Here is a 12,824-nt window from a genome sequence, read left to right on the forward strand (position 1 = left end):
TCTTGTCCAGATATGCACAAAAAGGGTAAATGACACAGGTATAAAAGATACACCTTTCCCATTTCGCGTGGGCAAGAATTAATTAAACATTAGAACAAGCAGGTTTCCTGACTTGGGTTCATTGCCAAACTGCGTCTTCCCAGTATTTATACCAGTGACAATATTATAGAAGCTTGACTCTCCCTTACAGTGGCGCGACCGTGCTGGACTCTCACCAGCTTCCCTCTCTACTTCCATATGAAGTATCACTTATTCCACTATCCATATTATTTAATTATAAAACTTAAATATAGGCTACCACCACGCTATGGACAAGTCAATATATAATTAAACATATTATGCTAATCTTCTAATATTTAGAGAATCATCCTAGTTGATCCTGAAACGCCAGGATTTATTTAATTTAGGTGATACGTACGTTCAATTGCATAATATTGTACAATATCATTCAATATTTCGCACAAATTCCTTGTATCAAAAGGTCCTATCTGGTAAAATGTTATCGGAGGTGATTAATTGTGAAATCAATTAATTACAAAGAAGATATTGTGATAACAGCTACTGAGCTTAAGCAAAATTTGGGGAAGTTTCTAGATTTTGTTGAACAGCAGAATGACGTGGTAATCACAAAAAACGGCAGTAAAATTGCACGTTTAACTCCATATGTAACAGACATTGAACAATATTTTTTGGTAAGAGAAAATGCGTTGGATTATCAGTACGGTGGGAAAAAGGTTTCTTATGAAGAGTTTATGGAGATTTCCAAGAAGAGCACACTTCGAATGGAATTTGTTAACGGTGAAATTTATTTATTAGCGTCTCCCAACATTATGCATCAGGAGATTCTTGCCAGATTATACTTGATTTTTAGTGATTATTTTAAGGGCAGTAATTGCAGAGTATTTTTTGCTCCTTGCGATGTGCATTTTAAAAAGAACAATATTAAAGAACCTGATGTCATGCAACCCGATATGTTTGTAGCCTGTGATCTGGAGGGTAGTGTTACGGAAAAAGGACAGTATATGGGTACGCCTACATTGGTGGTTGAGATTATATCTGATAATACTCGAAGCAAAGATATGATAACGAAACTTGACACTTACAGACTTTCTGGAGTACGAGAATATTGGATTATTGACCCAAAGCAAAAGAGTATAATGGTTTATGTTTTTACTGACTACGAAATCGACTGGGTAAAGGCTTTTGAAAAGGGTGCTAACGCCAAGTCACAGGTTTTTAATGGATTATCGGCAAATGTTGAAGCCTTGTTTAATGAATTGCTGTCTCCATAGTTAAGGTTCTATAGCTTTCAGCTCTCTGATAAAGAAGACTTGGTTCAGGTGGGGTTTTAACCCCACCTGAACCTTAGCCGCACTTATTTCGAGCTTATAGCCTGTTAATCCCCGACCTAAGAGGGCGGGGTCTTACAGGCTGTGCGAAGATAAACTATTTCTTCATTAGGAGTACAGGTGTCATTTAAACAATTTTTCACTCGATATACACCTGCAGAAAGGGTATGTCTGGGTGTAAAGCATGATATCACGTGGTTTCAAAGTCTATCCTTTTCCAGGAGCCTTAAGTTATAAAGATATCCTTTCTTCTCCATTAATTCATTGTAGGTACCCCTTTCAACTATTTCACCCTTATTAAATGCTAATATCTCATCCATTTTTTCTAGTCCGCTCATCTTATGGGTAATGAAAAGGAGAGTTTTACTTTCAATAATTGGCCAAAGCAAGGCAAAAATTTCTGCCTCTGTGACTGCGTCCAAGCCTGTTGTAGGCTCGTCAAGAAAAACTATAGGAGCATCCTTTAGAAGCATTCTAGCAATAGCCAGTCTTTGTCTTTCACCCCCAGATAAGGCAGAGCCCTTTTCACCTATAATAAACTCCAGGGGAATATGGGCTAGGGAAACCATCTTTAAAGCATTTAGCAATTCTTCATCCCCTGCATGGGGCTTTGCAATCAGTAAGTTTTCTCTAACAGAAAGGTTAAAGAAGTGGTTGCTTTGGGCAACTACACCAAAGTATTGCCTTAATTTTTCCGGATCATATTCTTTAAGATCTTTATTTCCAAAAAGTATTGTGCCCTTTTCATATTCATAAAACCTCAAGATAATATTTAAAAGGCTGCTCTTGCCAGAGCCGCTTGGTCCAACCACAGCCATTTTCTTGCCTGGATCAAGATTAATTGTAATGTTTTTAATTGCTGGCCCATCTTGATTGGGATAGAAAAAGGTTAAATCCTCTATTTCAATGCGCATATTTCTTGGTTCAAGATCTTTAAAGTAAACCCCTACATCCTGCCTGGAAGCCTTATCTGTTATGGAAAACAGTCTATCTGCCGCTGCCCTGTTTTCATCTAAATGTCCCGGGATGGATGCCATGGGTAGAGCAGCTTCAAATACAGTCATGGCAGCCAATACAACCATGGCTAAATGCACTCCTAAAATAATCTCTTGTTGGACAAAAATAATTCCCATGACAAGTACTGCCCAGGCTGTTAGATAGGAAATGACAAGGAGCAGACTCTCATTTAGGCCAAAGGATGTGGCTGCCTTAAGCTGATTGTAAATAAGCCCATTAGAGACTTTTTTTATCTCTCCAGCCTTTTGGGTTAACCTATTATTTACCTTTAGATCGTAATATCCATATAGAAACTCTGCCGTGAGGCTTGATAGATTGGATCCGTCTTGTCTTAAGACATTTCCTAAACGCGCCCTTAATGCTGTGGTCAGTATTGGTATTATTATAGAAGCCGTGATAAAGCTAACCAAGAGGATTTGGGCAAAAACAGGAGAATAAAAACCTAGAAAGATGCCAGTAAATATAAAGACCAATATCATTATTAATGGCGGGTAGATTGTTCTTAAAAAGAAATACTGCAGGTTTTCAACATCGGCTACTACTCTGGAGAGCAGGTCACCGCTTCTGTAATTTAGAAAAACTCCAGGTACCAATGGTTCCATCCTTTCATAGAAGAATACCCTGAGCCTTCCGAGAATTGCAAAGGTCGCCTTGTGGGAAAAATACCTTTCCACGTATCTCGCACCTGCCCTGGTCAAGCCGAAAAACCTTACGGCTACAATTGTAAGGGTTAATGCATAGAGAGGCGGCTGAAGAGCTGCCTTGGATATGAGCAGGGCAGCTGCTGCCATGAGGCCTACAGAGCTGCCTGCAGCCAGTAGACCAAAAAATGCTGCCAAAAAGATATGCTTTTTTTCTTGAAGCAGCAGCCTGGTCAGGCTTAGTAAGTACTTCATTGTGCACCTCATAATAAATAGGGTTTTTAGCTTCCATATTTTTAAACTCATTCTAATTAGCTGGAAACTAATCTTCTGTAGTGTTCAGAGCAATCTATTAGCTCTCTATGACTACCTACTGCCTCTATAGTGCCATTTCTTAACACCACAATCCTGTCTGCATCAAAAATGGTCTGCCTTCTATGGGCAACTGTAACTAAAGTGCATTCTCCAGCCAGCTCAGATATTGCTTCTTTAACCAGCTTTTCACTTTCCAAATCAAGTCCGGCATTAGGCTCATCTAATAGCACAAGGGATACCTTCTTTAAAATAACCCGTGCTATTGCTACCCTTTGCTTTTCCCCTCCCGACAGACCTCTATACCCGTCACCAATCATTGTGTCATACCCCATGGGCAGATATTTTACATAATCATCAACCCTGGCTCTTTTTGCAGCCCTTATAATTTCTTTCCTTGAGGCTTTAGGCATTCCAAGGGCAATATTTTCAGCAATTGTTCCCGAGAAAATATGAGGCTCTTGAGACACATAAGCTATTTGGCTAAACCATTCCTCCTGGGAAATATCAAATTGGGGGGTTCCATTAATGAGCACCTTCCCCTTCTCTGGAGCTAGCAGTCCCATCAAAAGCTTTAATAAGGTTGATTTGCCTGAGCCACTCTGACCTACAATGACAATTCTTTCACCTGGATTAATCTGCAGTTCAATGCTAGACAAGACCTTTTTGTGACCGTTATATGAAAAATCAACAGTGCTTAATATAATGCCAGGTGGCAGGGGTTGAGGAAAAGGTTTAGTGCCCCATTGAGGCTTTTGAACATTCCTTTCCTCCGTGGCACATATCTCCTTCCAAGCCCCTATGCTGGTCCTCCCAAAGTGAAAGGCTGCGCCTAGATTTTTCAGAGGTAGATATAGCTCAGGGGCTAATAGGAGAACAAAAAAAGCCACCTGGAAGGTTAGTAATCCATATACGAGACGTAAGCCTACCTCAACAGCTATCATTGCTGTGCTTATAGTTGCAAGAATCTCAAGCATCAAGGCAGAGAGAAAAGCAATCTTAAGAACATCCATGGTAGCATCCCTAAAATTATCGCTCATAAGGGAGATATATCTGCCCTGCTCCTTGCTCCTGCCAAAGAGCTTTAATGTGGTTAATCCTTGAAGAACCTCCAGAAAATGCCCAGAGAATCTAAGGAGGCTTTGCAGCTGTTTTTGAGATTTAGCTTCTGCCATGTTGCCTATTAAATACATAAACACAGGAATCAATGGAGCTGTAATGAGCATTATTGCTCCTGATAAAATATTGTGAAAAAAGACAACTATTAATATAACTGGAGGAATTATTAAAGCTTGAATAACCTGGGGCAGGTAGCGACTAAAATAGGGGTCTAACTGGTCGATGCCCTCAGTTATGACACCGACCAGGCGACCTGTTTTTTCTTCTACCAGATAAGCTGGTCCTAAATCTTCAAATTTTTTAATAAGCCTATTTCTTAGAGATTTTTTTGCTTCAGCTGCTAAAACAGCCCCCGCCCTTGTATGCATGAAAGCCAGTAGACCGCGTAGTATAAAAACCAGCAAGAGTGCAAAAAGCATATACCAGAGGCCTTCAATTACCTTTGATTGTACAAAAACCATATCTACAACAGTAGACAGCAAATAAGCCTGGACTACTATGGCTACAGCAGTTAAGATACTCACTACTATAAGCAGGGCTATGATTAGAGGTTTTGAAAAGGCTTCCCTGGTGAGGCTTTTATCCAGCATATCTTAGCGCTCCTTAATATCCTTGTCGATGAGGCGCAGCCTTACCCCTGAACACATAATAAACATAACCAGTATACAGCAATACTATGGGTACACCTATTAAAGCTATAATAAGCATTATTTTTAAAGTAAGGGGCGAAGAGGAAGCGTTGTATATTGTTAAGTTGTATGCCGGGTTGGTAGCTATCACCCAATTGGGAAATATACCTGCGCATAATGTCAAGATCATTGTGGCCATGACACTTGAGCTGGCTAGAAACACCTTTCCGTAATGACCCATTTTAAGTAGTATTGGTACTAACACCATAGAGGCAAAGGTCAGTAAGGGTATCAAATATAGTACAGGATAGAGCCCGTAATTATAGAACAAATGAGGAGCTGCGATTTTACCGGCAATTCCACCTGCAATCCACAGCACCAGGAGGGACCAACAGAAAATATGTGCTAGCTTTTTTGCCCTTGCCTGGAGTTCTCCCTCAGTTTTTAGAATAGTATAAGCAGATCCTTGAAGCAAAAAGGCCACCAAACCTACTACCCCTAATAGTAAAGCATAGGGATTGAGCAGAGCAAAGAAGGATCCTGTATAATCTGTAGTTACTGGATCAATTGGAATGCCCTTAACAACATTACCTACTGCTACACCAAAAAGCAGGGCGGGTACTAGACTTCCAACGAAAAACATTTTCCCCATAAGGCTTTGCAGATTATCCCCCTCAAGCTTAAAATAATACTCTACTGCCACAGCCCTGAAAATCAAACCAAAAAGCACCAGCATCATTGCTAGATAAAAGCCGCTAAACACAGTGGCATAGACCAGGGGAAAAGCTGCAAATAAAGCTCCTCCTCCAGTAAGGAGCCAGACCTCGTTGCCGTCCCATACAGGGCCTATGGAGTTTATAAGAGTCTTTTTTTCATCATCTGTTTTTCCAAGGACATAGAACAGACTTCCTACACCCAGATCAAAACCGTCAAGAATTGCGTAACCTATGATCAACACTCCAATCAGCAAAAACCAGGCAATATTTAAATCCATTATACAGATACCTCCCTTCCAGGTACCACTGGTCTATCTATACCAGGTCCAAAGACAACATCCTCATCAAACTTCCTAACTTCTCTTACCATCAAGTATACCATCAAGGCACCTAAAAAGGCATAGACACTCAAGAATAATACCAGGGTTATCATTACTTCAGCAGCACTAATGTTTGAAACTGCATCGGCAGTAGTTAGGACACCATAGACTGCCCATGGTTGTCTGCCCACCTCTGCAACTATCCAGCCAGTGGTATTGGCTATATAAGGCAGGGGCAGCATGTAAAGGAGACCTGTTAAAAGACTCTTGTTGTCATAGATAGTTCCCCTGGCCAATTGGTATCCGCTATACGCCATTACTAAAATAATAAGCAAGCCGATGCCCACCATGATTCTAAAGGAAAAGAAATTGATCCCCACAGGGGGCCTTTCCTCTCTGGGAAATTCCTTTAGGCCTGTTACAGGCTTGCTGGCATCATTGTATACGAGAAAGCTCAGCAGCCCCGGTACTGCTATTTCAAGGTTATTTTTTTCCTCTGCTGCATTGGGTATGGCAAAAAGCACCATGGATGCCCTTTCTGTTGTATCCCAATGGGCTTCATAGGCAGCAAGCTTGGCAGGCTGTGTATTGGCTACCTGTACAGCATGACTGTGACCTGAAACCAACTGCAGCAGTGCAAAAACCAGACCGAAGACAACTCCTATCTTCAATGATTTTCTAGCTATCTCTGTATTTCTCTTGTTTAATAAGTAGTAGGAACTAACGGCTATTACAAAAAAGGCTGTAGTGATATAAGCCCCTTCCAGGGTGTGGGTTAGTCTTATGAGGGTTGAAGGATTGAATATGGCTTCAGAAAAACTGGTAAGAAAAGCCCTGTTCCCTTCAACGACAAAGCCTGCAGGAGTTTGCTGCCAGGAGTTGGCGGCAATAATCCAAAAGGCAGAGAGATTTGTTCCAACTGCCACCATAACTGCACTAAAAAACCTCATCCCCCTTGAAATTTTATCCCTGCCAAATACCAAAAGCCCAATAAAGGTGGATTCAAGAAAGAAAGCAAAAACTGCCTCAGCAGCCAGGGGCGCACCAAAAATGTCTCCCACAAACCTTGAATAATCTGCCCAGTTGGTACCAAATTGAAATTCCATGGTAATACCTGTGGCAACACCCACGGCAAAATTTATGAGGAATAACCTGGTCCAGAATCTGGCCATCCTATCATAGACTTTCTCATTAGTTCTCCAGTATTTGTATTCCATATAAGCAATTAGAACTGCTAGACCTAAAGTCAAGGGAACGAAAAAATAGTGAACAATTGCTGTTAAAGTAAACTGAAGTCTAGATAAAAGCACAACATCCATCATGAATAGTAAACCCTCCCTTTCTCCATTAATTTAAGAATGCCTAAGTATACCAGATAAGTATACTTTAGGATTAAAAAATATTTTATCACCCGCCTTTCATCAAATTTATTCATTTTCCACCAGCATTTTAAAGTTAATGCCCTGCAGCCTAGCAATTAATTCATTTCTCAATTTTGCTAGTTCCCTATGTATGACACAATATCCAGCAGCATCTTTGTTGCACTTGTCAATATCTATTAGACAGTGGTTCAAGACAATTGGACCTTCAAGGGCCTCAATTACATTATAGAGGGTTATATCCTTAGGATTGCGTCCCAGCATAAAACCTCCCCTCTTACCTCGAAAGGATTTAACTATGCCTGCCTTGACTAGACTGCGCATTATTTTAAACAAAAATCTTTCAGGCACTAGTTCTGTAGACCGGATAACAGAAGCCTCAGTAATCTGACCCTCTTCCTGTTTAGCTAGAAATAGTGTAATTCGCAATGCATAATCTGTTGCCTGGTTAAGAACCATGGGGCCTCCTTAATGTATACCATTATAGTATAGTTTAATTATAGTATACATATTTTGAGCCATCCTGGCAACAGCATAAAAGAAGAAATTAAAAACACGCTCCTATATTAGACTATCATAACTAACTTAAAGTTTAACTATGATAATCATCTATGGGAGCGTGCTTTAATTTATATTATCCCAATATTTCTGCTAAATCCTCATCTGGAGTAGATATAGGTTTAATATCAAAGTTCTTAACCAGGACATCTAAAACATTAGGTGTTATAAAGGCCGGCAAACTGGGGCCTAGACGGATATTTTTGATGTTTAGATGGAGTAAGGTGAGTAAAATAGCTACTGCCTTTTGCTCGTACCAGGATAGTACCAGGGACAAGGGCAAATCATTTACGCCACAGTCAAATACTTCAGCTAGTGCAACAGCCACCTTAATGGCAGAGTACGCATCATTACATTGTCCCATATCCAATAGACGAGGTATTCCACCTATATCTCCCAACTTCTTGTCAAAGAAACGGAATTTACCACAGGCCAAAGTCAACACAACAGTATCTGGGGGAGTTTTCTCTACAAATTCAGTATAGTAGCTGCGTCCAGGTTTTGCACCATCACAGCCGCCGACTAAAAAGATATGCTTCAGGGCACCATCCTTTACTGCTCCAATCACCTTGTCTGCAACACTTAAAACAGCATCTCTAGCAAAGCCAGTCATAACTGTTCCTTTGTTTTCATCAGCTGCAAAGCCAGGCATTGACAATGCCTTTTCTATTACTGGTGCAAAGTTCAAGTCAGTTACATGCTGTACTCCTGGAAAACCAACTACTCCAGCGGTAAATATATTATCCTGATAGCTTTCAACAGGCTTCATAAGACAGTTAGTTGTCATGAGAATTGCTCCTGGAAATTCAGCAAATTCTTTCCTTTGATTCTGCCAGGCAGTACCATAATGACCGTAGAAATGGCCATACTTCTTAAGCTCTGGATATGCGTGGGTTGGCAGCATTTCCCCATGGGTATAAATATAAATACCTTTGCCTTCTGTTTGTTTTAGAAGTTCTTCCAGGTCCTTCAAATCATGTCCTGAAACAAGAATGCACTTGCCTTGCTTATAACCCAGGGGCACTACTGTTGGTACGGGACTGCCATATTTTCCAGTATTGGCCTTGTCCAGGGTTTCCATTGCTATTAGATTTGCCTCACCGCATCTAAGTGCTAAACCTACCCAGTCATTTAAGCCAAGGTTTGGATTTGAAATGGAAGCCAGGGCTTCATGTATAAAAGCATATATTCTGTCATCTTCTTGTCCAAGTATGCAAGCATGGTTTGCATAGGCAGAAACTCCTTTACATCCAAATAGGGTTATAAGCTGGAGGGACTTAATATCCTCCTGTGCTTCAAGGTCTACTGGCAGCCCTGCTTGCTCACCTTCCTTTATTAATGAGGCCAGGTCAGCTGCCCCTCTCTTACCAGGTTCACCAAGCTCCTTGCCACCGCCAGCATCCTTTACCTTAATTGAAAGCTTTTCAGTAAAATCTCCACACCTTTGAATATACTCCTTGAAGCGTTCCTCATCATAGTTCACATTGGTCAACGTACTGAATAAAGCTTCACATGTAAAACGATTTACCTCTTGATCAACAACTCCAACCTTTCTTCCTTCATGAGCCCAAAGGGAAAGCTCCTTGATAGAATGGACTAACAAGTCTTGAAGGGCTGCAACCTGAGGGCTTTTCCCACAAACTCCTGATACAGTACAGCCTGTACCTTTTGCAGTCTGCTCACATTGATTACAAAACATGAATTCATCTCCTCTCAATTCAAATAATTTATTATATTAGATAATGTGGACCTTATTCATCCACAAAATTTACGCCTGAATTAGACAACTTGAATCAATCTAACTTCATACCCTATTAACAGGCTAGTCAGTATGTATCTTACCATTGACAATATCTTCTATGGTTTCCCTGCTTAGCTCCTCTATAAGTCTTTCCTGTGCCCTATTTAACACCTTATGAACAGGGCAACTTGAACAATTAATACAATACTCCTTATCCGTTAAACATGGATTAATAGCCAGCTTGCCTTCAATTGCCCTTAACACATCTGCAATGGTAATCTCAGAGCTGGGAATATTTAAAGAGACTCCCCCTAGGCTCCCGCGTTTTGTCTTAACCAGCCCGGCATAAGACAACAGTTGTATGGTTTTTTTAAGGAAAACCTCAGGGATATTCTGTTTCTCAGAGATAACTTTTGTTTGTAAATAATCCCCCTTGTTTACTTTACTTAATTCCATCAATGTACGAATAGCATATTCAGTCTGTCTAGTTATCTGCACAAGAAGCCCCCTAAATAACAAATACTTGTAATCTATATTGTATGGTATTTGTTATTATTCTTCAATTTAGAGTTTATTCCTTTAATTTTTAATAATCTTCAATAAAATTTCATAATTGGACGCGAGGATAAAATGCCCTTGTTTTTACCCTGGGCACTATTGTAACCTTATTCTTTTCCAAACAATAACCTATATCCTTTTCAAGACCCAGTACTGCCAAGCCATGACCGTGGGGCGTTTTTTCTAGAATACCAGTAATATCTTTTTCCAGCAGTTTATATAGTTTTATTGCACTTTTGCATCCTTCACTCAATAAAGAATCATGGTATTTCCTGGAAATAAGGAGAGATAAATAGCCTGCAAGGAGATTATCCTCTAAAGAAAAAGTCCCCCTGGTACCTGCACATGCTAGTAAAACTTCCTCTTTATTCCTTAGGCTGCCAACTACCGATACAGCGTTCCTAAAAGAAGCAATAAGAGTTTCTTGTCCATGGATGCATGAATTGATTAAAATAGTTCCATTAGTTGTAGTAAAAATAAGAATTTTATTATTTACCTTTTCTAAGGTGTATTCTCTCGGAGAGTTTCCAAAATCAAAACCAGGCAGCTTCTGCTTTTTTCTTTCACCGCCCAAGACTCCCTCTGCTCCAAGCTGCTTTTTTAGAGCCAATGCCTCTTCAGGTGTTGAAACAGCTATTACTTCCCTGCACCCATTTTCAAAGGCTGCAACCATAGTTGACGTGGCCCTTAAAACGTCAATGACTACCACTGTTTTTCCAGCTAACCGTAAAGGTACTATATCTTCCTTTTTATTTATAATATCTACTCTCATATAATTACCCCTTACTAGCTCCATAAAAAATAAACAAAACGCCTAATATAATAAAAAACATTTTAGAAGAAGGCATTTTCCCGGCCACCCCAAATAATCCCAGGGCCATAACACTCATCAAAATTAGTGGTCCTATAAAAGCTAACACCGCGTTAATCTTCAAGGCTGTTTCAACCTTGTTAAATTTTAACATTAAAATTGCGGCACTAAGCTCTATCATACATGAAAGGATTCTGATTAGTGCCATGCCTACTACTATTTTCTCCTTAATAAAAAACATTTTTTCCCTCCTGCCTGTTTAATCAGTCAGTTATATTCTAGGTATATGTTCAACTGACTTAAGTTAGAATTACCAGGTTTTTTTCGTATACTAACTTTGTCCGCTGGAAAACCTAAATTGAGATACAGTGAAAAACATGATAAAGAGTCTACAACTGGAGGAAAATAGATGAAAAAAAAGATGATTTTACCCTTTACAGTTTTATGTGCCGTGCCTTTCATAATGGTTTTAGGCAACTCCATGTTAATTCCCCTGCTGCCTGCCATGAGGGCGGAAATGAACTTGACCTTGTTTGAGGTAGGGCTTATTATTACTGCTTTTTCTGTACCAGCAGGGATTGTAATACCTATTGCAGGCTACTTTTCCGACCAGTTTGGCAGAAAAGTCATTATCGCTCCAGCCCTGATTACATATGGCGCAGGAGGCCTTATAGCCGGGACAGCTGCACTGCTTTTGGCAAACCCTTTTATCATGATAATGGTTGGCAGGGTAATACAAGGTATTGGAGCAGGGGGAACATATCAATTAGCAATGGCTTTAACAGGTGATATTTTCCAGAGCAGTGAAAGGGCAAAGGCACTAGGTATATTAGAAGCTGCAAATGGCCTGGGCAAAGTAGTTAGTCCAATTACAGGTGCAGCCCTGGGATTAGTAATCTGGTTTGCTCCCTTTTTCGCTTATGGACTCCTTGCAATACCTATAGCCCTGGCAGTATGGTTTTTAGTAAAGGAACCTGAACAAAATAAGAAACAGAAGGCAGCTAAATCCCAATACTTTCAGGAATTAAAGAACATTTTCAAGGAAAAGGGAATGTCCCTGGCAGCATGTTTTCTTGCAGGTGCAGTTGTATTGTTTATTCTCTTTGGTGTTTTAAGTTACATCTCAGATATCCTGGAGCAACAGTACCAGATTAGGGGAATAACCAGTGGGCTTCTCATTGCCATCCCAGTTGCTTCCATGGCAATTACGGCATATTTATCTGGACTTATCCTGCAAAAAAAGATAGGCAATGTCCTAAAGTATATAACCCTTGGTGGCTTAGCAATACTTGGAGTTTCCATGGCAGCAATAGCCTTTGTGGCAAATATCTATATTTTATTTATTGCCCTGGTAATAATGGGGATAGGTACAGGATCAGTTCTTCCAGCCATCAACACCCTGATAACCAGTGCTGCAGAAACCTCAGAAAGGGGAATAATTACCTGTATATATGGTTCTACTAGATTTTTTGGTGTAGCCATGGGACCTCCTGCCTTTGGTCTTGTAACAGAGATAGGCAAGCTGCCCCTATTCCTGGGTGCAAGCGGTCTGGTGCTGATCTCCATTGTAATTGGATTTATTTTAATAAATTCAAAAGCCTTGCTGCCTCCTGAACTCTTGCAGGGAAGTTAATAATTGTCATAATATCTTTTAGGAAAAATAAAAATACTAAT

Annotated in this window: 11 protein-coding genes and 1 riboswitch; of the genes, 2 read left to right on the forward strand and 9 right to left on the reverse strand. The window is 40.1% G+C overall.

The genetic code is table 11. The annotated features are described in order from the left end of the window. Positions 1-80: 80 nt before the first annotated feature. Positions 81-268: riboswitch (cobalamin riboswitch) on the reverse strand. A 250-nt stretch (positions 269-518) separates the two neighbouring features. Then, entirely contained in the window at positions 519-1,292 is a 774-nt protein-coding gene (locus tag K364_RS24605) for a type II toxin-antitoxin system Phd/YefM family antitoxin (protein ID WP_035270003.1), read from the forward strand. Between the two features lie 257 nt (positions 1,293-1,549). On the opposite strand, the gene cydC is transcribed toward K364_RS24605, so the two are convergent. From cydC to K364_RS0117020, 9 genes are all read right to left on the reverse strand, one after another. Next, the gene (gene cydC / locus K364_RS0116975; protein ID WP_028309010.1) at positions 1,550-3,262 is read right to left on the reverse strand and encodes a thiol reductant ABC exporter subunit CydC; all 1,713 of its coding nucleotides are present in this window, start codon (positions 3,260-3,262) and stop codon (positions 1,550-1,552) included. A 56-nt stretch (positions 3,263-3,318) separates the two neighbouring features. Next, positions 3,319-5,028, reverse strand: coding sequence for a thiol reductant ABC exporter subunit CydD (gene cydD, locus K364_RS0116980; protein ID WP_035270006.1), 1,710 nt, complete (start codon positions 5,026-5,028; stop codon positions 3,319-3,321). Positions 5,029-5,041: 13 nt separating this feature from the next. Beyond that, positions 5,042-6,061: a cytochrome d ubiquinol oxidase subunit II gene (cydB, locus tag K364_RS0116985; RefSeq protein WP_028309012.1), complete on the reverse strand. Its 1,020-nt coding sequence runs from the start codon at positions 6,059-6,061 to the stop codon at positions 5,042-5,044. Then, on the reverse strand, positions 6,061-7,425 hold the full coding sequence (locus tag K364_RS24610; RefSeq protein ID WP_242841740.1) for a cytochrome ubiquinol oxidase subunit I: 1,365 nt from the start codon (positions 7,423-7,425) through the stop codon (positions 6,061-6,063). The genes cydB and K364_RS24610 overlap by 1 nt, the downstream gene beginning before the upstream one ends. A gap of 105 nt (positions 7,426-7,530) precedes the next feature. Then, the gene (locus K364_RS0117000; RefSeq protein ID WP_028309013.1) at positions 7,531-7,941 is read right to left on the reverse strand and encodes an RrF2 family transcriptional regulator; all 411 of its coding nucleotides are present in this window, start codon (positions 7,939-7,941) and stop codon (positions 7,531-7,533) included. A gap of 175 nt (positions 7,942-8,116) precedes the next feature. Beyond that, positions 8,117-9,739, reverse strand: coding sequence for a hydroxylamine reductase (gene hcp / locus K364_RS0117005; protein WP_028309014.1), 1,623 nt, complete (start codon positions 9,737-9,739; stop codon positions 8,117-8,119). Positions 9,740-9,862: 123 nt separating this feature from the next. After that, positions 9,863-10,279, reverse strand: a complete 417-nt coding sequence (locus K364_RS0117010) for an RrF2 family transcriptional regulator (protein ID WP_028309015.1) — start codon at positions 10,277-10,279, stop codon at positions 9,863-9,865. A gap of 109 nt (positions 10,280-10,388) precedes the next feature. Next, complete coding sequence (locus K364_RS24615; protein WP_051534172.1) at positions 10,389-11,111, reverse strand: 2-phosphosulfolactate phosphatase; 723 nt, start codon at positions 11,109-11,111, stop codon at positions 10,389-10,391. 4 nt (positions 11,112-11,115) lie between these two features. Beyond that, positions 11,116-11,391 carry a YqhV family protein gene (locus K364_RS0117020; protein WP_028309016.1) on the reverse strand — a complete coding sequence of 92 codons (276 nt, stop codon included), beginning with the start codon at positions 11,389-11,391 and terminating at the stop codon, positions 11,116-11,118. A 168-nt stretch (positions 11,392-11,559) separates the two neighbouring features. On the opposite strand from K364_RS0117020, the gene K364_RS0117025 reads away from it, so the two are divergent. Next, positions 11,560-12,783, forward strand: coding sequence for an MFS transporter (locus K364_RS0117025; protein ID WP_028309017.1), 1,224 nt, complete (start codon positions 11,560-11,562; stop codon positions 12,781-12,783). Positions 12,784-12,824: the final 41 nt, after the last annotated feature.

The organism is Desulfitibacter alkalitolerans DSM 16504 (genome assembly GCF_000620305.1).
Classification (GTDB): Bacteria; Bacillota; DSM-16504; order Desulfitibacterales; family Desulfitibacteraceae; genus Desulfitibacter; species Desulfitibacter alkalitolerans.

What these genes read in the sequence shown, in the direction of transcription:
- K364_RS24610 (WP_242841740.1), bottom strand. Translation starts at nt 7,425, where the DNA reads ATGATGGATGTTGTGCTTTTATCTAGACTTCAGTTTACTTTAACAGCA.
- K364_RS0117020 (WP_028309016.1), bottom strand. Translation starts at nt 11,391, where the DNA reads ATGTTTTTTATTAAGGAGAAAATAGTAGTAGGCATGGCACTAATCAGA.
- cydB (WP_028309012.1), bottom strand. Translation starts at nt 6,061, where the DNA reads ATGGATTTAAATATTGCCTGGTTTTTGCTGATTGGAGTGTTGATCATA.
- hcp (WP_028309014.1), bottom strand. Translation starts at nt 9,739, where the DNA reads ATGTTTTGTAATCAATGTGAGCAGACTGCAAAAGGTACAGGCTGTACT.
- cydC (WP_028309010.1), bottom strand. Translation starts at nt 3,262, where the DNA reads ATGAAGTACTTACTAAGCCTGACCAGGCTGCTGCTTCAAGAAAAAAAG.
- K364_RS24615 (WP_051534172.1), bottom strand. Translation starts at nt 11,111, where the DNA reads ATGAGAGTAGATATTATAAATAAAAAGGAAGATATAGTACCTTTACGG.
- K364_RS0117025 (WP_028309017.1), top strand. Translation starts at nt 11,560, where the DNA reads ATGAAAAAAAAGATGATTTTACCCTTTACAGTTTTATGTGCCGTGCCT.
- K364_RS0117000 (WP_028309013.1), bottom strand. Translation starts at nt 7,941, where the DNA reads ATGGTTCTTAACCAGGCAACAGATTATGCATTGCGAATTACACTATTT.
- cydD (WP_035270006.1), bottom strand. Translation starts at nt 5,028, where the DNA reads ATGCTGGATAAAAGCCTCACCAGGGAAGCCTTTTCAAAACCTCTAATC.